This is a genomic window from Brevibacillus brevis (genome assembly GCF_031583145.1).
Lineage (GTDB): Bacteria > Bacillota > Bacilli > Brevibacillales > Brevibacillaceae > Brevibacillus > Brevibacillus brevis_E.
Window position 1 is genome coordinate 5,891,416 of record NZ_CP134050.1, and the last position, 17,972, is coordinate 5,909,387.

General features: G+C 55.9%; 18 protein-coding genes. 5 read left to right on the forward strand and 13 right to left on the reverse strand.

Annotated elements, in window-relative coordinates:
* Positions 1 to 54: 54 nt before the first annotated feature.
* Positions 55 to 819: a dimethylarginine dimethylaminohydrolase family protein gene (locus tag RGB73_RS28970; RefSeq protein WP_310767079.1), complete on the reverse strand. Its 765-nt coding sequence runs from the start codon at positions 817 to 819 to the stop codon at positions 55 to 57.
* A gap of 70 nt (positions 820 to 889) precedes the next feature.
* Positions 890 to 1,744 carry a dimethylarginine dimethylaminohydrolase family protein gene (locus RGB73_RS28975; RefSeq protein ID WP_310774597.1) on the reverse strand — a complete coding sequence of 285 codons (855 nt, stop codon included), beginning with the start codon at positions 1,742 to 1,744 and terminating at the stop codon, positions 890 to 892.
* A gap of 255 nt (positions 1,745 to 1,999) precedes the next feature.
* On the opposite strand from RGB73_RS28975, the gene RGB73_RS28980 reads away from it, so the two are divergent.
* The 3 genes from RGB73_RS28980 to RGB73_RS28990 are packed head-to-tail and all read left to right on the forward strand — an operon-like array spanning position 2,000 to position 4,828.
* Positions 2,000 to 2,740: an IclR family transcriptional regulator gene (locus tag RGB73_RS28980; RefSeq protein WP_310767082.1), complete on the forward strand. Its 741-nt coding sequence runs from the start codon at positions 2,000 to 2,002 to the stop codon at positions 2,738 to 2,740.
* A 58-nt stretch (positions 2,741 to 2,798) separates the two neighbouring features.
* Positions 2,799 to 4,421 (forward strand): M20/M25/M40 family metallo-hydrolase, encoded by a 1,623-nt coding sequence (locus RGB73_RS28985; protein ID WP_310767086.1) that lies wholly within the window; start codon positions 2,799 to 2,801, stop codon positions 4,419 to 4,421.
* Between the two features lie 23 nt (positions 4,422 to 4,444).
* Positions 4,445 to 4,828, forward strand: coding sequence for an OsmC family protein (locus RGB73_RS28990; protein WP_310767089.1), 384 nt, complete (start codon positions 4,445 to 4,447; stop codon positions 4,826 to 4,828).
* 96 nt (positions 4,829 to 4,924) lie between these two features.
* Here RGB73_RS28990 and RGB73_RS28995 read toward each other — a convergent pair whose 3' ends face one another.
* Entirely contained in the window at positions 4,925 to 6,277 is a 1,353-nt protein-coding gene (locus RGB73_RS28995) for a uracil-xanthine permease family protein (protein ID WP_310767093.1), read from the reverse strand.
* A gap of 228 nt (positions 6,278 to 6,505) precedes the next feature.
* Here RGB73_RS28995 and RGB73_RS29000 point away from each other — a divergent pair, with 228 nt between their 5' ends.
* Positions 6,506 to 7,483, forward strand: coding sequence for an aromatic ring-hydroxylating dioxygenase subunit alpha (locus RGB73_RS29000; RefSeq protein ID WP_310767096.1), 978 nt, complete (start codon positions 6,506 to 6,508; stop codon positions 7,481 to 7,483).
* A gap of 91 nt (positions 7,484 to 7,574) precedes the next feature.
* On the opposite strand, the gene cls is transcribed toward RGB73_RS29000, so the two are convergent.
* Both cls and RGB73_RS29010 read right to left on the reverse strand, forming a co-directional pair.
* A complete protein-coding gene (gene cls, locus RGB73_RS29005) occupies positions 7,575 to 9,020 on the reverse strand; it encodes a cardiolipin synthase (protein WP_310767100.1) in 1,446 nt (481 codons plus the stop codon).
* A 106-nt stretch (positions 9,021 to 9,126) separates the two neighbouring features.
* Positions 9,127 to 10,029, reverse strand: a complete 903-nt coding sequence (locus tag RGB73_RS29010; protein WP_310767103.1) for a LysR family transcriptional regulator — start codon at positions 10,027 to 10,029, stop codon at positions 9,127 to 9,129.
* A gap of 115 nt (positions 10,030 to 10,144) precedes the next feature.
* Here RGB73_RS29010 and RGB73_RS29015 point away from each other — a divergent pair, with 115 nt between their 5' ends.
* Positions 10,145 to 10,894 (forward strand): SDR family NAD(P)-dependent oxidoreductase, encoded by a 750-nt coding sequence (locus RGB73_RS29015; RefSeq protein WP_310767105.1) that lies wholly within the window; start codon positions 10,145 to 10,147, stop codon positions 10,892 to 10,894.
* Between the two features lie 326 nt (positions 10,895 to 11,220).
* On the opposite strand, the gene RGB73_RS29020 is transcribed toward RGB73_RS29015, so the two are convergent.
* The 8 genes from RGB73_RS29020 to RGB73_RS29055 all read right to left on the reverse strand — a co-directional run bounded on the left by RGB73_RS29020 (position 11,221) and on the right by RGB73_RS29055 (position 17,900).
* Positions 11,221 to 12,168: an aminopeptidase gene (locus tag RGB73_RS29020; RefSeq protein ID WP_310767108.1), complete on the reverse strand. Its 948-nt coding sequence runs from the start codon at positions 12,166 to 12,168 to the stop codon at positions 11,221 to 11,223.
* A 92-nt stretch (positions 12,169 to 12,260) separates the two neighbouring features.
* Entirely contained in the window at positions 12,261 to 12,608 is a 348-nt protein-coding gene (locus RGB73_RS29025; protein ID WP_310767111.1) for a hypothetical protein, read from the reverse strand.
* Between the two features lie 21 nt (positions 12,609 to 12,629).
* On the reverse strand, positions 12,630 to 12,821 hold the full coding sequence (locus tag RGB73_RS29030; RefSeq protein ID WP_310767114.1) for a hypothetical protein: 192 nt from the start codon (positions 12,819 to 12,821) through the stop codon (positions 12,630 to 12,632).
* A gap of 103 nt (positions 12,822 to 12,924) precedes the next feature.
* Positions 12,925 to 13,068 (reverse strand): hypothetical protein, encoded by a 144-nt coding sequence (locus RGB73_RS29035; RefSeq protein ID WP_310767116.1) that lies wholly within the window; start codon positions 13,066 to 13,068, stop codon positions 12,925 to 12,927.
* Between the two features lie 66 nt (positions 13,069 to 13,134).
* Positions 13,135 to 14,076 carry a malate dehydrogenase gene (mdh, locus tag RGB73_RS29040; protein ID WP_310767119.1) on the reverse strand — a complete coding sequence of 314 codons (942 nt, stop codon included), beginning with the start codon at positions 14,074 to 14,076 and terminating at the stop codon, positions 13,135 to 13,137.
* 37 nt (positions 14,077 to 14,113) lie between these two features.
* On the reverse strand, positions 14,114 to 15,040 hold the full coding sequence (eutC, locus tag RGB73_RS29045; RefSeq protein WP_310767122.1) for an ethanolamine ammonia-lyase subunit EutC: 927 nt from the start codon (positions 15,038 to 15,040) through the stop codon (positions 14,114 to 14,116).
* A gap of 19 nt (positions 15,041 to 15,059) precedes the next feature.
* Positions 15,060 to 16,421: an ethanolamine ammonia-lyase subunit EutB gene (locus tag RGB73_RS29050; RefSeq protein ID WP_310767125.1), complete on the reverse strand. Its 1,362-nt coding sequence runs from the start codon at positions 16,419 to 16,421 to the stop codon at positions 15,060 to 15,062.
* Positions 16,422 to 16,427: 6 nt separating this feature from the next.
* A complete protein-coding gene (locus RGB73_RS29055) occupies positions 16,428 to 17,900 on the reverse strand; it encodes an ethanolamine ammonia-lyase reactivating factor EutA (RefSeq protein ID WP_310767128.1) in 1,473 nt (490 codons plus the stop codon).
* Positions 17,901 to 17,972: the final 72 nt, after the last annotated feature.

Genomic DNA, 17,972 nt, shown 5'->3' on the forward strand with positions numbered 1-17,972 from the left:
TCCAGCCTTCAGAACATGTCGCCCGATTGGTACCGGGAGGGGACGCTGCCTGCCCTAAAAGCGCAGGGACAGGCAGCTCAAACCTCCGTCTTGCTTGCGGAACTCGGACATGTCGCACTCGATCACGCTGTAGCCGGCAGCCGCGATTTTTTGCTTGGTGGCCTCAAAGCCTTTGGGAATGATGACGAAATCGTTGATGCGGATGCAGTTGGCCGAATACTCGTCCTCTTTGCTCACCGTGATCTGTTCAAAGCCCTTGAAGTCTTCCGAGCCGATGAACTCGCCGGCCAGGACTACAGTGTTGTTGCCCAGATAAGCGATTCCCGTTTTCAGATGAAAAAACTCCTGGAGCGGAACAATCGTCGCGCCGTAGCCGTACTTGCCCAAAATATCCTTGAGCTGCTGGGCGCCTTCGCGGTTCGTTCGGGAGGATAGGCCGATGTAAAAATGGTCGTCCACCTGCATCACATCGCCGCCGTCGAGGTATCCGGGGCTCTTAATGGATTCGATGGTGTCGTAAAAACGGGGAATGACCTGCTTCATCGCCTCGATTTCCCCGTTGCGGCTGTCGGCACCCGGATTGGTGATCACGGCGCATTTTTCCGTCAGTACGGCGGTGTCTTCCACGAAGGTGGAATCCGGGAACTCTTCGTCCGCCTCCAGCACAGTCACTGTCAGTCCTGCCTTTTGCAGCGCTTCGATATAGGCCTCATGCTGCTTCAAGGCCAGTTCAAAATCAGGCGCACCGAGGTGGGAGGTCGTCAAGCCGTTCACGTAGCTCTTGCCTGGCTTCTTTACGATCGCGCGAGTAAAGTTCATGTTCAGTGGCTCCTTTCGATTTTCCGGGAATGGATTCGGCTCTACTTGACTGCCGGCTTATTCGGTACTGCTATCTTCTTGCCAACGGCGCTGTCAGGCAGGTCGGCCCGCCTGTCCCTTTGTAGGTAATCTCGGTCCCCTTGTACTCGTACACTTCTGCTCCGGCTTCCTCGAGCAGCCGCTTCGTGACCGGATTCCCGGCAGAAACGACGACTTTTCTCGGTGCGAGCGCCAGGACATTGCAGCCCAGATTGTCGTATTCGTCGTCCGGCACCTCGATCAGCTGGACGCCGCGCTGGATTAGCAGCTCCCGGAAAAAGACCGGCATGAGCTTGGAGTAGACGACCGCCAGATCCTTGTCCACAAAGCTGATGATGGACATCAGGTGCAGACATTCGTCAGGTCCGTTGCCGTGCGGCAGAGGCACGACGATACATTCATCCACGATGCCCGCCGTCAGCTCTTTGAACTGGCGAATCCCTTCGTCATTGGTCCGATACCCTCTGGCCACGGCAACCGTACGCTCGTCCATCCAGACGACGTCGCCCCCCTCGACGAGGCCCTCTCCCTGAATCTCGCCGAGAATGGGAATGCCGATGCTTTGAAAATAGTCACGGACGGCCTTTGGCTCGCCCTGGCGCAGCTTTTTCCCCGGATGGAGCAGAATCGCCCCTTTATGGGTGATCTTGACGGAGTCGTGCGCATAAATGGAGTCGATTCCCGTGCGCTCATCGGCCGGCAAATACCGGACATCGGGCACATGCTGCTTCAAAATCGCTTCGAACTGCTCGTATTCCCGGAGCGCCTCCCCATAGTCGGGACACGTCACGTAGTTGTATTCCCGCCAATGACGGTTCAAATGCTCCTGACTGATAAACGAGTCTTTGGGATGTTTGATCATGATGCTTTCAACTGCCCCGTACATGGATTGACAACCGTACTTTACCAATGCGCTCACCTCATCTGCCGTTACTCATTTTTCCGTATCGTGGAATCATTTCCATAATGCGAAATTACACTCTTAATGTAAAATAGTTTGAAATTTTTTGTCAATGTCTTTTTCGAGCCCGAAACGATATTGATCTGTCCAAACAATTCTGATAGATTGAAACAAGAAACAGCCCGGGAGAACCCCTTGAACATGAGGTTCCTGCGGCATGGCATAGGAGGAAACAACACGTTGGTACAATCGATTGACCGGGCTATGAGCATCGTCCACGTCCTGGTCTCAGACGAAAACAAACCCAATTGGTCCATCTCGGAAATCGCGGACCGGACCGATCTTCCTCTCAGCACGGTTCACCGTTTGATCAGCAGCTTGATGCAGTACGGACTGATCATGCAGATCCCGGAAACGAAGCAGTACAAGCTCGGGTATACCTGGATGGAGATCGGCCTGCGCATCCTGGACAAAATCGATACGCGCGCGGTAGCCCGCTCCGTGATGGAGCAGCTGGCGGCCGAAGTGAAGGAAACCATCTATTTGAGCATTCCGCACGGCACGAGCGCGATCGTTCTCGAACGGGTCGAGGGCCCCATGACAGTACGCATGATCGACAATCTGGGCGAGCGCATCCCGCTGCATATCGGTGCTGCCAACAAGACGATGCTGGCCAACATGGATCCGAGCGAGGCAGAGGCTATCGCCGCTGAGCTCATTGCCGATCCCGAAGAGCGTCGGGACTTCTTGGAACGCCTGCCTGCTATCAAGCAGAGCGGATACGCGATCAGCTACGGAGAAAAAACGGAAGGTACAGCATCAGTCGCTGCTCCCATCATCGGGTACAACCACAAAGTGGTCGGAGCGCTCAGCATCGGCGTTCCCAGCTACCGGATCAACGAGGATCGCCTAACCGTCCTGATCGAGAAAGCCAAACAAGGCGCCAGGGAAATCTCGCAAAAAATCGGCGGACTTTCTTAATTTTTTTATCCACGATACGGAAAGAATTTTCACATTACGGAAATTGGAGGCGTTTTTCATGGGCAAATGGCAGTCGAAAGAGCAGTTGGTGGATCTTCTATGCAGTCTCGTCCGCATTCCGAGCGTGACCGGGTCGCCTGCCGAAAAGGTGCTGCCGGAATACGTCGTAGACCAGCTGCGGACTCTCCCTTATTACCGGGAGCACCCCGATCATGTTCGCGCCCATCCTACCGGCGACGGTCGCCATTTTGTCACCGCTCTGGTCAAAAAGCCGGGCATCCGCGATACGATCATCCTCGTCAGCCATTTCGATGTGGTCGATGTGGAAGACTACGGAGCTTGGCGGACGCAGGCTTTTGATCCACAGGCCCTCACCTCCCTGTTCCACGCCAATGCCCAGACCATGCCGTCCGAGGTTCAGCGGGACATGCAGAGCGGAAACTGGCTGTTCGGACGCGGGACGATGGATATGAAATGCGGCCTCGCGCTCCACATGTCGATGGTCGAGCGGGCATCAGACGGAGAATTCGACGGAAACATCCTGCTTCTGACCGTCCCCGACGAAGAAGTGAACTCGGTCGGAATGCGTGCTGCTGTGCCTGCCCTGCTCGCGCTCGCCGAGGAATTCGACCTCACCTACAAGACTGTGCTGAATTCGGAGCCGATGTTCACCCGGTTTCCCGGCGACCAAAACAAGTACTTGTACACCGGGTCGATCGGGAAAGTGCTCCCCGGCTTCCTCTGCTACGGCAAGGAAACGCACGTCGGGGAGCCGTTCGCCGGGCTAAACGGCAACTTCATGGCGTCCCAGATCACCTGCGAGCTCGAGCTGAACACGGCCTTTTGCGAGATTGTCGAAGGAGAGGCTTCTCCCCCTCCTACCAACCTGATCCAAAAGGACTTGAAAAAAGAGTACTCCGTGCAAATTCCGCACCGCGCCGTCACCCTGTTCAATCTGTTCCTGCTGGAAAAGCGCATGGACGAAGTCGTGGAGCCACTCTTGCAGGCTGCCAAAAATGTGGCGGAGCGGATCCGTCAGACGTATGTCCAGCACGCCGGCCTCTTTGCCAGCAACGCTCCTTTCACGCCGCGCGACCTGTCCATCCGGGTCATGACCTACGAGGAGCTGCTTGCCTACGCCGTCAAAGCATACGGGGAGGAAAAGCTGCGGAGCATACAGTCCGAGATCGTCGCTGATCGCCAGGACAAGGATGATCGCGACGTGACCATCGAGCTGGTCGATCAGGTGGCGATCCTGTGCAAGGAGCTGTCCCCGATGATCGTGCTGTTCTTCGCCCCGCCGTTTTACCCGGCAGTCAGCTCGCGCACGCACCCGCTCATTGCCCGCACTGCAGCAGAGATGGAGACATACGCCCGGGAACGCCACCAAATCACGCTCCGACGGCAGAACTACTTCGGCGGCATTTCCGATTTGAGCTACGTCGGGCTGGAATACCCGGCTGCTTCCATGCAGCCGCTCGTTGCCAACATGCCTCTGTGGGACCGCGGCTACTCCATTCCCCTGCAGGAGCTGGAGGCGTTTGATGTGCCAGTCCTGAACCTCGGACCGGTCGGACGCGACGCCCATCAGTGGACAGAGAGACTGGATATCGATTACGCTTTTGGTACACTGATGGATATGCTGCCGCATTGCATACAAACGCTGTTCAAGCATGCTTGAACGAGAACAGGAGGTACCAGCCCATGCAATTTGAAGCGAAAGAAAACGGTTTTGTGACCCATTTGTCTTATGGCGATTTGCACGTATCCGGCGACGAGGAGTACGGCTTCCGCCCGTACCAGCTCATGGTGTCATCCATTGCCGTGTGCAGCGGCGGGGTCTTGCGCAAGGTGCTGACCAAAATGAGAATGCCCTGCTCGGACATGAAAGTGACCGCCGAAGTGACTCGAAACGAGGAAAAGGCAAACCGGATCGAAAAGATTCACCTGCACTTCATCATTCACGGAGAAAATTTGCAGGAGGAAAAAGTGAAAAAGGCGATCGAAGCATCGCGGAAAAATTGCCCGATGGTACAGTCGGTTCAGGACAGCATTGTCATTACCGAATCGTTCGAGCTTGTTTCCTAGCAATTGGGCATCATCTGCCCCTCCCGATTCCACACGAAAAACCCGCTCCAGCCTTTCCTTGGAGCGGGTTCTCTTTTCCTGGCGACTGTCCGGGGGTTAGGCCTGCTTGACAGGAACCGGGATAGCTGCCGCCTGCCTTTTGGGCTTTCCTTCCGGGATGATCAGATGGAGGATAACGGTTGCCAGCGCCCCTACGGTGATCCCCGAGGACAAAATGTAGTTCACGAAGTCAGGAACCCCTGCCAACGCTTCCTTGGGCAGCACGGTCACGGCAATCGTGCACAGGATCGGGATTCCGATCACCATCATGTTTCGATCATCGATGGAGATGTGCTGGATGACCTTGATTCCGTTGGCGACGATCGCCACGCAGACAATGCCGAAGATTCCGTTGATCACCGGCTCCGGAATACAGGTGATGGCGGTCGACAGCTTGGGTACCAGACCCAGAGCTACGAGGATGACGCCCCCCGCCATGATCGCCATGCGGCTTCCCACGCCCGTAACGGCAATCAGACCGGCATTGGAGGAATATCCGGTGGTAGGTGTCCCGCCGAACAGGGCGCCGATGAAGCAGCCCAGCCCTTCCCCGACTGCGGCGCGGTTCAGGCGATGTTCCGTCAGCTCGCTGTCGGTGACCGTGGAAACGACAAACCAGGTGCCTGTCGTCTCGATCATGATGATCATGTAGACGAACAGCATCGTCAGCACGGCACTCAGGTCAAACACAGGGGCGCCGTACGGGAACAGCTTGGGCAGAGACAGCCAGCTCGCCTCTTTCACCGGACTAAAGTCGACCGTGCCAAAACAAGCCGCAGTGACGGTACCGACTGCGATGGCGATCAGTACCGAAACGAGACGGAAAAACGTCCCGGCCACTTTCACCCGCTTGCCGAGCAGCATGCAAGTCATGAGCACGACCGCGGACACAGCGGCGATCAGAATATTGGTCCAAATGTCGCCGGGAGCGTGATAGATGTTGCCCATTCCAATCGGCATCAGGGCGATCCCCACGATAATGATGACCGTCCCTCCCACCAGCGGCGGAATAAACTTGCGCACCGCTTTGGCGAACCATTTCAACGGATAGCCCATGAGCGCCATCAACAAGGCGCCCGGCATCAGGCTCCCGATCATGGCGTTCAGGCCGAGCTTGCCTCCGATGGCAGCCAGGGCGCCAATCGGCACATACGAAGGTCCCTGCACGACTGGCAACCGAAGCCCGAAGCCTGTCTGGATCAGCGTCCCGATCCCGGTCGCCAAAAAGCACATTTGAATGAAAAAGGACGTACTCGACGCATCCATGGTCAGCAGGCCCGCAATAATGATAGGAGCAATGTACAAATCCATGGCCAGCACATGCTGCATGCCGAGTAAAAAAGCCTTGCCGATACTGATCTTTTCATCGACGCCCACGACGAGTTGAGCGCTCTCGCGATGTTCTTCCACGTTCCGACGGCCTCCCCCAAAAAATCGAATGAGTAATAATGAATAACGAACATTATAAGGCAGATTATAAATTATCATTCTGTATTTTAGCAACAAGAACGGATGTTATTTCGATATATTAATTTTATCGTTCGCGTTTTTGTTGACTCCCCTCATTTCCGCAAGCTACAATGATGAGGAATGCCGAAACGCTACCCAAGTTATTTCCGCGAAGGAGTGTCTCAATAGATGATCGTGCAAGATACCGTACTGCGAAACGAATGGATCGTCGCCTGCCGTTCGGCAGATGTGCAAGACCGTCCGCTTCAAATCACCGTCATGGGAGAACGGGTGGTTCTTTTCCGAAACGAGCAAGGTGTCCACGCATTCAAGGATTTGTGCATCCATCGAGGCGCCGCTTTGTCGCTCGGCTGTGTTCGCGAGGGCAAGCTCGTCTGCCCGTACCACGGCTGGGAGTACGAATCCTCCGGTGCCTGTGTGAAAATTCCGCAGCTGCCTGCGGACCAGGCTATACCGGGAAAAGCCCGGGCTCTTCCGTACGGCTGTCGCGAGCGCTACGGATTCGTCTGGGTCAATTTGAACGGCAACGATCCCGACCTGTTTGCCCTGCCGGAATTCGACGATCCCGGCTTCCGCAATGTCATCTGGGGCCCGCAAACCGTCGCCGCCAAGCCTCCGCGCGTAGTGGAGAACTTTCTGGACGTCGGCCATCTCGCTGTGGTGCATGAAGGCTATCTCGGTGTTGCCACGCATATGGAGATCGGGGACTACCGCGTCCATCGAGACGAAAACGGCATCCGCACGGACGAAATCGCCGTCTTCCAACCGGACCCGGACGGCACAGGACAGGCCAAGCACGTCTATTACACCTATGAGGTACTCCGGCCGCTGACCGTGAAATTCACCAAGCGCGACCGGGAAACCGACCATGAAATGTCCATTTTGCTGACCGTCCTGCCTACGGATGAAAACCAGTCGGTTGCGTTCGGTGTCTTGTCATTCAACTACGAAACGAATTTGACCGATGAGGAGATCATCCAGTTCCAGGATATGATTTTCGCCCAGGACAAGCCGATCGTGGAAAATCAAAAGCCGGAGGACCTGCCCCTCGATTTGCAAGTCGAGCTTTCCCTGAAATGCGATCGCGCCAGCATCGCCTACCGCCAGTACTTGTCCGAGCTGGGGGTCAACCTCGGCACCGCCTGAGCAAGATCTTCCTCTCCCCTCAAAGGAAGCCAAAAGCAAAGACCCGCTGGAGTTTGCCATTTCCGACAAACCAGCGGGTCTTTATTTCCTTTTACAGAATCGGCGACAGCAGCCTCGTCAGAGACTCCTGGATCCGGAAGCGTATCGGCCGGTTCATGTATTCCTCCATCGTCAATTCCCGGCAGTCGGCGAGGTCCGCCATAAACAGCTCTTCCAGCTTTTCCGCCATTCTCGTATCGTACAAAAATGCGTTAGTCTCAAAATTCAGCTTGAAGCTGCGAATATCGATATTGGCCGTTCCCACCGACGCCAGCTGGGTATCGACCACGATCGTCTTGGCATGCAGGAAGCCCTTTTCGTACAGATAACAGCGGACGCCGCTCTTCAAGAGCTCACCCAGATAGGAGTGCGTCGCCCAGAAGACCATCAGATGGTCAGGCTTACCGGGCACCATGAGCCGTACATCCACTCCCGACATCACCGCCATCTTCAGTGCCGTCAGCACGCTATCATCCGGTATGAAGTACGGCGTTTGCAGGTAGATTTTCTTTCTCGCCTTGTAAATCATCTTCAAAAAACCGTGCTTGATCTGCTGCTTTTCGGAATTGGGACCGCTGGATACGATTTGCACGCCAATCCCATTGTCCAGACCCTCGATTTGCGGGAAAAATTCGATCGACTCTGCCAACCGCTTCGGCGAGGACAGGTTCCAGTCCAGGAAGAAGCGTGCCTGGAGCATGTAAACCGCTTTTCCTTCGATCCGCAGATGCGTGTCACGCCAATGCCCCAGCTTTTTCTTGCCAATGTATTCGTCGCCGATATTGAAGCCGCCGATGTATCCGACCCTCCCGTCGATAATGGTCAGCTTCCGGTGATTGCGAAAGTTGACCCGGACATTCATCAGGGAAAACGATGCCGGGAAAAACGATACGGCCTCTCCCCCCGCTTCCAGGAGCCTCCGGAAAAACCGGGATGGGATACCAGCTGATCCAACGGCATCGTAAAGCAGCCTCACCTTCACTCCTTCGCTCGCCTTTTTGACGAGCAGCTCCATCAATTCGCTGCCCAGTCCGTCGTTTCTGATCGTGTAGTAGAGCAGATGGACATGCTCACGCGCGCCTTCGATTTCCTTGAACATTTCCTGAAACAGGCTGTTTCCTTCCGTATAGATCCGAACCGCGTTATCCTGGGTGTAGTACGCCCCATCGCTGACCACGTTCATATGGATCATGTCCCGATGCCGTTCCATGGCGGGGTCGTTTACTTCCAGATTCCCGGTCTCGAGAAGCTGCTTTTGTTTGTCCACGGCTCTGCGAAAGTGGGAAAACTCTCCCTCCTTCAGCCGGTACAGCTTTCTTTTGCTTAATTTTTGTCCGAACACCAAATAGATGACAAAGCCGATCCCCGGCAGAAACAGTAGTACCATCAACCATGCCCAGGTAGCTATAATGTTGCGCCGTTCCATAAAGATAAGGACAGCGGCCAGTATGACATTGCCGATCGTGATGACCGCGACGATTTGTTCGAGCAACAACATTACCCCACATCCATCAACAATTTCTCCCATTTTACACCATTGTTCCCCAACTTTCATCCACACAGCAATATACGCCTGCTTGCTGCAATGGCTGCTGCGCTCTCCCTCACTCGATGCGAAGCCTCTCGATGAACTTTTTGGCGATGGGGGTCGCATGCTTTCCCTTTAGTCTGGCCCAACCGTAATAGATCGGCTGCGCATCGGGCAGCTCCAGTTCGATCGCAACCAGCTCCTGACCACCCGCAGACGGCGGCCGGTTGAAGGAATAATCAAGGCCGACCGTGACGCCTATTCCCGACAAGACGGCATTATGGATCGCCTGCACATTGTTGGAGGTGAACAAAATATCAAATTCTCCGTACAGCGGCTCAAGACGGCGGACGTGCGCCATGATCTGATCGTCCTCGTACAGCACCAGCGTCTGCCTCGCCAGCTGCTCCGGCGAAATCTTTTTTTCCAGCGCCAGCGGCGAATGCCTGCTCACGCCCACCACGATCTTGCCCGCAAACAGCCTTTCGTAAGTAAACTGGGAATACTGCCCGATCACTTCTTCGGAGAGCACCAGCAGCCCGATATCCAGCTGATTGTGGGCCAATCCGGACAGTATCTCGTGCGGTCCCTTTTCGAACAGCTGGATCTTCACCTGGGGAAACTCTTTTTTGAACAGCGATACGCCATCGATGAGCAGATGCATCGGTCCGGGAATCGTCGCGATCCGCAGCTCCCCGCTCACGATGCTGCTGTATGATGCCGCTTCGGCCTTGAGCTCCTCCACCTTCCTCAAAATGTCCTGAGCCATCGCTACGATCACCTGGCCTTCCGGCGTCAAAGCCGCTCCTCTCCCCCGAGATCGGGTAAAGATCAGGAGACCCAATTCGGCTTCCAGGACGGAAACCGCTTGGCTGACCGCCGACAACGACACATAGAAGTGCTGGGCCGCTTTGGAAAGAGAACCGGTTTTGGCGACCTCTACGACGTATTCCAACTGCTCCAAATTCACTTTTCTCATCCTTTATTGTTAAGTAGAACTTTATTATTAGTAATTATAACGAAATTTTATTAAATAAATACAAGTGCTAATCTAGAAGGGAAGAAAAGACGTCACCAATCTGGAGGGATTCACTATGACGGAGAAACGAGTAGCGGTCATTACAGGCGGAGCCAGCGGAATCGGACGTGAAACGGCCCTGAAGTTCGCTCAAAAAGGCGACCGGGTCGTGGTTGCGGACTTCAATGCGGCTGCCGGGGAAGAAACCGTCAGCATGATTCAAGCGGCTGGCGGGGAAGCGATTTTTGTCCAGACAGACGTATCAAAATACGAAGACGTCGAAGCACTGGTAGAAAAGGCAGTCGCCACGTACGGGCGCATTGACGTCATGTTCAACAACGCAGGAATCGGCCGCGTCACCCCCGTGCCGGATCTGGACTGGAGCCATTACCATGCTGTCATCAATGTCAATCAGCACGGTGTCGCCCACGGCATCATGGCGGCCGGCAAGAAGATGAGGGAATTGGGCATCAAAGGCGTCATTATCAATACGGCTTCCGTGTTCGGATTCCTGGCTTCTCCAGGCACATTCGCGTACCACGCTACCAAAGGAGCTGTGATCATGATGACCAAATCCGCCGCGCTGGAGTTGGCCGTTCATGGCATCAGAGTGATCGCGGTTGCGCCGGGCGCTGTGGATACCCCGATCATTCAAGGCTACAAGGATTCCGGCCAGCTCGCGTCCATGAAAGCCAAAGTAATGGGCAACAAATTGACGCAGCCTCAGCAAATCGCGGACTCCGTCTACCTGCTGTCCTTGCCGGAAGCGAGTGCGATCAACGGCAGTGTCGTCATGGCCGACGAAGGGTACGCTTCGTTTAAATAACACCGCTAAAAGAAGGAGCTGTCCCGAAAGTATAGATTCTACTTAAGGGAAAGCTCCTTTTGGTATGTTTACCGATCAAGGCATATGCTGCTCCCCGGAAAAAGGAGAAAAAAGCGAATGCCTTTGGGACACCGCCCAAGCGGAATGGAAAAAGAGGAACACGCCTGAGTGTCCAACCTTGAGAGACATCCTGAAACCGCTGCTTTTGGACGCCGTTCCTCTTTTGGAATGGAGCTGGACAGTCCAGCATCCGCGCAAGTGGCCCAAGAGTTACAGCGTTTTCTCCTTTTTCCGCCCCCGCGGCAACAGTTGGAGAAAAGAGACGTTTACGCCAGATCCAGCAGTTGGCCTTTCTTCATGATCAGACGATCGTCAAGGTAAACATCGGGCTCCTTGACGACGAGGTCGATGTGGACACCTGCCACGATCGTTCCGCCGAACGTATTGTTGCTGCCGAATGCCACGTGAATGGTGCCGTAGACCTTCTCGTCCTCCAGCACGACGCCGGTGATGCGCGCCTTGTCGTTGGTGCCGATCCCGAATTCACCCAGCATGCGGCCATCCTGCTCGCCCAGGATCTGCAAGAGGCGTTCGCCTGTCGTCCCTTCCGCTTTGGTAATCCGGCCATTTTGCACCGTCAACAGAAGCGGGCTGTCCACTTTTCCGATCCCGGAAATGGAGCCATCGACCAAAATCTGCCCCTCTGCCGATCCTTCGACCGGCGCGATGTACGCTTCTCCGGACGGCAGGTTGCCGGACTCACCCGGATTCACGTACATACCGGTGCTCGGAACGCCAGGTCGATTGGCAATGGAAAATTGCAGGCTCTTGCCGTCTTTTTCGATTCGAACCGTGCTCGCTGCGCTGAGCAGCTCGGTTACTTTCTCTGTCAAAACTTTCACTTGCGAATAATCGGCTGCAATGGCGCCTTCCAGGAACATGTCTTCCGTAATGCCCGGCATGGTCGCCAGTCGCGTTCCGTTGGCTGCCGCCTCTTTGCGCGCCTTGGTATGGGTCAGCGAATGCTCCGTCACACAGACGACTACATCCGCGCGTTTCATCGCGTCAGCCACGAGTGCAGGCGGCTCCTGTCCGCTTTTTTCACGCTCCTGCATCACCAGGAACACCGACTCGGCTCCCAGCTGCCGGCCGGCCTCCCACAGAGCTTCGCCCAGCTCGCGTTTGACATCGTCGGCGACGACCAGGAAAGACTCGCCCGCTTTCAAAGCCATGCAGTTCGTCAGGATCCTCTTGCTGATTTCGATTAGTTTCATGTCGGCTTCATCCTTTCGACTTGTCTACGCTTTCATTATCCCTCAAAAGCGGGTGAGGGACAAATAAAAAGGAAACCTCTGGGGGTTTCCTGTCAGGTCCTATTCAAAAACTTCCGAATTGATCGGATAATTCCATACGGTTTGTCTCCGCTTGCTGCGATCTCTCGTTGAGCTTCTATCATTTCATGAAGAACGGCTTCCTGTTCTTTTGTGTACGAAACCCGGTCTGCCGGAACAATCTTATTCGTCGGGCGATAGATGGCTACGCTGAATTCTGTACCGCTTTTCGTCGTGCCTTTGCGCTCATGGCTTACTACTTCCATCGCAGCAGAAATTTCCTCCGTGTAAAGCATGATCTCGGATGTAGTGGGAGCCTTCTTTTCTTGCGGCCTGTCTTTGACGAACAGCAAAGGATAAAAGAAAATGACTGCTATATACATGAGGAAAGTTACGGCCCCAAACTAGAGCTTCGTAAAACTGTCTGCAGCTTGGAATTCTATCAATTTTTGCGCAAAATAGGTATACGGCTGGATGATTACACCGTAAATCCCTTTTGATTCACTGACCAATCCGCCCAGCAATAGAAGTAGGAACGGAACGATCATTCTTTTCAGCATGGCTTTTAGCCAACGGAGCCCCTCTTGGATATCCAAATAAAAATCCCCCTACAGCATACAACTATCCCTTTATTTTACAGGAAAGTGTAAAAAGAGTAGAGGGCCTTGCGCCATTATTTTTTTCCCTTGTCGTTCATCATCAATTGGGGCGGCCGGCTTGTACGCCTTGCTCATCTGGAATACCGAAACTTCCACTGTTTCCCCTATTCTGAACTCTTTCAGCAATTTGACGCCGCGTATTTCCCTTTGCTTTTGTTTCCTTCTCTTTCCAAACATCATCCACTCTCCCTTCCCTCCTAGCGTTGACGGAATTTTCGACGCGTATACCAGAGAGAAGGGAGAGTCCCTATTATTGCACAGCCACTTTCATAACCGCCCGTACGGAATCGGCGGACTTATCCAGCGCAGCCTTTTCCGCGGCTGTCAGATCCAGCTCGATGACCTTCTCGATGCCGTTCGCGCCGAGCAGCGTCGGTACGCCGAGGTACAGGTCGTGGTAGCCGTATTCGCCTTGCAGGTAGGCAATCGACGGCAGGATGCGCTTCTTGTCCTTGAGAATCGCTTCCGTCATTTGCACGATCGAAGCGGCGGGAGCGTAGTAGGCGGAACCGTTGCCCAGCAGGCTGACGATCTCTCCGCCGCCCTTGCGCGTCCGCTCCACGATAGCGTCCAGGCGTTCTTGGGGAATCAATTTATCCAGCGGAATGCCTCCTGCGTAAGAGTAGCGCAGCAGCGGCACCATATCGTCGCCGTGTCCACCCAGGACGAAGCCCGTCACATCTTCGACGGACACGTTCAGCTCCATCGCCACGAAGGTACGGAAGCGCGCGGTATCGAGCACTCCCGATTGGCCGATGACGCGGTTTTTCGGGAAGCCGGATGTCTTGTAGAAGGTGTAGGTCATTGCATCGACCGGGTTGGATAGGACAATCACCGTCGAATTCGGTGCGTGCGTCTTGACCTGCTCCGCTACCGACCGCATGATGGCCGCGTTGGTGGCGACCAGATCGTCGCGGGACATGCCAGGCTTGCGGGCGATGCCTGCCGTGATGATGACGATGTCGGAGCCCTCGATGTCCTTGTAATCTGCGGTTCCTGTAATGGTCGAGTCAAAGCCGAGCACCGGCGAAGCCTCCATCATATCCAGCGCTTTCCCTTTGGTCGGGTTCTCGAGCTGCGGAATGTCCACCAGCACGATGTCCGCCAGCTCCTTTTGCGCCAGGATGAATGCTGTGGTGGCTCCGGTAAAGCCGCTGCCGATCACGGCAACCTTTTTTCTGCGGAATGTCATGGAAGTTCCTCCTCGTGTCGATGTGGGCTTGGAGCTGCTACAAAACCAGCTTCACGCCGCTTGCTTTCTGCTCCAGCATCTTGCTCAGAATGGTGCCGATGTGCGCACCCGCCTCAATGGGCGAAGTCCCTTGCCTGTGAATATTGGAGATGACGGTTCGATCCGATTCGACCGTTCCTTTGCGGGGACGATAGCACATGTAGGCGCTCATCGAGTGCGCGGTCACCAGTCCTGGCCTCTCCCCAATCAGCAGCACCAATACTTCCGGCTGCAGGATTTCGCCGATATGGTCCATGCTCGCCACGCGTCCGCCTTTGACGAAAAACGGCGTGCCACAGGATAGTCCGTAGCTTTTCAACGAGTCGGTCAAGGATGGAAGCACGTCCCGCAGATTGGCATCCACTGCGCTGGCGCTGAGGCCATCGGAGACGACGATCTGCACTTGCGGGTTTTTCTGGCAGCGCTCCTGGATCAGCCGCACGCCTTCCTCATTCAGGATCCGCCCCATGTCAGGGCGCTTCAAGTAATTGTCGGTATTGTCGTACTGCGTCTCCACCGTAAACAGCGAGAATTCGTCCAGGAGCGACTGCTGCACCTCTCCGTACACGGCGTCGACCGCCGCCGCATGGTCCCGTCTCAGCTGCAGCATGGTCTTTGTCAAAGGCCGGACGCCTGTACGCCACACGCCGATCCGTGCCGGAGTGCTGTCCAGCAGCTCCTGCAGACCTTCCTTACACTTCGGGTTGGGGATCATTGCTCTTTGCTCCGGTTCCGCCGGAGCTGCGGACCATCCTTGGCCCCCTGCTGCTTCCGACACCGCTTCAGGCGCTTGGCTGTCCCCTGCGGGTTTGGCTTCCAAGATGCCAGCAGACACTGGCGCCGGAGCCGTCTTCGCCATTTCGCTCAGCTTTTTCTGCAGCTCCGCCACTACCTTGTCTACCAAAAAGTCCAGTTGTTGTTCCATCCGTCATTCACCTCCTCTGTCACATGAAAATCGTCGGATCGCCGGCTATTGCCGTCAGCTTGCCGTTTTCCATGATGCCCATCTTCTCCAGCCACTTCTCGAATGCCGGCGCAGGCCGCAGTCCGAGCACTTCCCGGAAAGCCGCAATGTCGTGAAAGCTCGTCGACTGGTAGTTGAGCATGACGTCGTCGGCCATCGCCACCCCGATCACGAAGTTCACGCCTGCTGCCGACAGAAGAATACCGAGATTGTCCATGTCGTTTTGGTCGACTTTCATGTGGTTGGTGTAGCACACGTCGCAGCCCATCGGAAGTCCGTGCAGCTTGCCCATGAAGTGATCCTCCAGTCCGGCACGGATGACTTGCCTGCTGTCGTACAAGTACTCCGGTCCGATGAAGCCGACTACCGTATTCACGATAAACGGCTGGTACTTGCGGGCCAGTCCGTAGCAGCGGGCTTCCATCGTCAGCTGATCGATGCCGAAGTGGGCCTCCGAGGACAGCTCCGAGCCTTGGCCTGTCTCGAAATACCAGAAGTTCGGACCCGTCGAGGTGCCTTCCTTGCGCATCAGCTCGTCGGCCTCGTTCAGGAGCGCTACGTCGATCCCGAACGCCTTGTTGCCTTTCTCGCTTCCCGCGAGGCTCTGGAAGATCAGATCGGCAGGCGCTCCCTGGCGGATGGCCCGCATCTGGGTGGAGACGTGGGCCAATACGCAGTTTTGCGTCGGAATGTCCCACTTGTCCATCACTTCTTTGGTCATCATCAAGATGTCCTTGACGCTGTCGGCTGTATCGATGACCGGGTTGATCCCGATTACGGCGTCGCCGATTCCGTAGCTGAGACCTTCGTACAACGACGCCTTGATGCCCTGGACATTGTCCGACGGGTGATTCGGCTGCACCCTCGAGGCCAGCACGCCCGCTTGGCCAATGGCGGTGTTGCAGTGGCTGACGTTGCGAATTTTGGCTGCAGCCGTGATCAGATCGAGATTGCTCATCAGCTTGGCCGTCGCCGCGATCATTTCGCTGGACAGCCCGCGGCTGATCCGCTTGATTTCGCTGTCCCCGGCCTGGTGGCTCAGCAAATATTCCCGCAGCTCGGCGACGCTCCAGTTTTTGATTTGGCTGTAAATCTTTTCGTTGATCCCTTCTTCGATCACGCGAGATACTTCATCTTCCTCGGCGGGCAAGAGGGGGTTGTTGCGAATATCCGCGAGCGTCATGTCCGCCAGCACCTGCTTGGCTGCCACCCGTTCGCGGGAATCGGCAGCGGCGATGCCTGCCAGCTGGTCGCCCGATTTGTCTTCGTTCGCCTTCGCGAAGACTTCTTTTACATCACGGAATTGGTACGTCTGTCCGAGGACGGTCGTTTTCAAATTCACCCTCGTTCACCCCTTTTCATGAGACCTTTCATCAAACGCAAGCGTTTTTACGACGACCGGGATAATCGTTCCGGAGATCGGCTCGCCCAAGTCAATGTAATCGCCGTATTCGACGCGCACCTGATCGATGCAAATAATTTCAGGTTTGCCCCCGCAGCGCAAGGACAGCGCCTGCCCGAGCGCTTTTGCCATATCCGTCTCGCAGATGACGACCATGGTTTTGCTTGCGGCAAACGTGCGCCGATACGCGTCCGCCAGCTCCTGTGCAATTGTCTGCAAGAGCTGGTACGAACAGTAGCCGATGCCGGACAGCGCGAGCGCAAACGGGACCCCTGCGGTCTGTTCGAACAGCCTGGCACCCAAATCGTACACCTGGGCGATTTCCCGTCGAAGCAGGGCCGGGTCGCTCACATGCTCCTCCGACAGCTCCAGCTTGAGGATCGGGATATTGCGGATCGGCAGCAGCTCCGGTTTGATGTGCACCGTCGCTCCGCTGATTTCCGTGCTCTGCATCCCCGCGCCGATCACCGTAGCCCGCACCGTCTGCTCGGGGTCCACCCAACGCACCGGATAGGTTTCCTTCTCTCTTTCCTGCTGCAGCACTTCCCCCAGCATCGGACCAAAATCGCCGTACCGGCTGACATCGGCGATCGTCTGGACCGGTCCTTCCTTCATGAGCTGCCCCACTCCACCGGAAATGGACAGCTCCTCTACCGGAATCGGCTCCCGCAGATGATGGCCAAGCACCAACAGCCCGGAAATTTGCGTTTCACGGCCAGTGAGGTAATCGAGCATGCTGCGGCTCATTTCCCCGGCAATTTCCCGGATGTGCTCGACGCTCACCTGCTGGCCGGGTGCCACCCGCAATTGCTTGGCGTCAAGCCATGGCTGTATATTCGGGGACACGTACTGGACAGTTCCTCGCGGGTCCAGCCGGATCAACCTGCCTCCCACGTGGAAGGTCACCGTCGCGATGGCCTTTCCCCTGGAAAAGTAAGCGGCGTTGGCCGTCCCGCCCCCGATGTCTACATTTACGATCGTCCCCTGGATTGCCTGCGACCTCTTTTCGGCCCCGGCTCCCTTGCCCGCCAGCACGCCTTCGAGATCGGCTCCCGCAGTCGCCACCACGAAATCCCCGGAGCGCTCCGCCAGCAGGTGTACGATGTGCTGGGCGTTCTTTTTGCTGGCCGTCTCCCCTGTGATGATGACGGCGCCGGATTTGATCTCGGAGAGGCTGATGCGCGCCTGCTCGTATTCGGCTTTTAGAATCGCCCCGATTCCCTCGGCGTCGATCTCATCAAACCCGAGCAGCGGCGTGGAATGGACTGCGCTCGCATACAGCAGCTGTCGCTCCACGATCTGATAGCGCGGCAGCGAAAAGGTGCTGGACATCCGCCCCAACCGCAGACGGCTGACAATCATTTTGGTGGTGCTGGTCCCCACGTCGATGCCGACGCTTTGGATCCATTGTTCATCCATACGTACCTCCCCCTAGCCTTTCCGTGCCTGGCGGGCGTTCTTATCGGAACGAAAAGACGCCTGAACAGCCGG